Here is a 1,214-nt window from a genome sequence, read left to right on the forward strand (position 1 = left end):
AATTAACCTAGTAGGCTTAGCGCTGAGTTAGGCGCTTGTTTCGCTTGCGCAAGGATTGAGCTTGACGCTTGCGATAGAATTTGTGACTTAGTCATTTGAGTCGTTTCTTTCGCGAAGTCGGTATCTTTAATACGGCTCTTCGACGCGTTCACGTTCTCGTTGATGTTGTCCAAGTTGCTGATTGCGTGGTTGAAACGGTTTTGGAAAGCACCTAGCTCTGCACGGTGGCTATCTACGTATTTCAACGCCGCATCAATGATAGCGACAGATTCTTGTGCGCCACCTACTGATGTTACATCGATGGTATCAACCGTTACTTTCTTACCATCGCTTAGACCTAACTCACCAGAAAGACCGCCAGAAAACTCCACTTCGCCTTCTACTTTGTTGTTACCAGCGAAAACTTGCAGTTTGCCGTCTTGGTCTACTGACGCTTTCACTAGGTCTGTTTGACCGTTGATGTAAGTCGCAAGCTCTTCGATATCGTCACCCGCTTTTGCGCTGATGTTGATTTCTTGCTCTTTACCGAAGCTGTCTGTCAGACTGATTTTTAGGTCGTTTTTGCCCGCTTCAATACCCCAGTCTTTGTCTTTGCCTTTTTCAGCTTGGTAGCTCACGCCGCCCATCATTTGGTTGTCAGAGCGCATGTCTTTTAGGTTTAGCATCACGGCTTCACCGTTGTCCGCACCAATTTGGAAAGACTGAGTACCGTAAGTACCGTTAAGTAGACGGTTACCACCGAATGATGTTGTTTCAGCGATACGGTTTAGTTCGTCGTTTAGTGCCGTTACTTCTTCTTGAATCGCAACACGCTCAGATTTTGAGTTAGAGCCGTTCGCTGATTGAAGAGATAGGTCACGCATACGTTGTAGGATGTTGGTTGTCTCGTTCATTGCACCTTCTGCTGTTTGTGCAATCGAGATACCGTCGTTCGCGTTACGAACAGCCACATCCAAGCCACGGCTTTGTACGTTCAAGCGGTTCGAGATTTGAAGACCCGCAGCGTCATCTTTCGCGCTGTTGATTTTGAAACCTGAAGACAAACGTTCCATTGAAGTTTGTTGTGCTGAGTTTGCGTTGTTTAGGTAACGCTGAGCGGTCATCGCTGATACGTTAGTGTTTACATTCACTGCCATGGTGATTTCTCCAATTGATTTTCCGATGTAGCGGTTTCCGACGTCTCGGAAAACCAAGTAGTTCTCTCAAAGTTACTT

General features: G+C 46.4%; 1 protein-coding gene. It reads right to left on the reverse strand.

Annotated features, from left to right (window positions below):
• Positions 1-2: 2 nt before the first annotated feature.
• Positions 3-1,136 (reverse strand): flagellin, encoded by a 1,134-nt coding sequence (locus OH459_RS27955; protein WP_269989865.1) that lies wholly within the window; start codon positions 1,134-1,136, stop codon positions 3-5.
• Positions 1,137-1,214 lie beyond the last annotated feature (78 nt).

The sequence above is a fragment of the Vibrio sp. MM46 genome (assembly GCF_027587135.1).
In the GTDB taxonomy this organism is placed as follows: Bacteria; Pseudomonadota; Gammaproteobacteria; order Enterobacterales; family Vibrionaceae; genus Vibrio; species Vibrio harveyi.

Coding starts and splice junctions, on each gene's coding strand:
- OH459_RS27955 (WP_269989865.1), bottom strand. CDS start 1,136: ATGGCAGTGAATGTAAACACTAACGTATCAGCGATGACCGCTCAGCGT.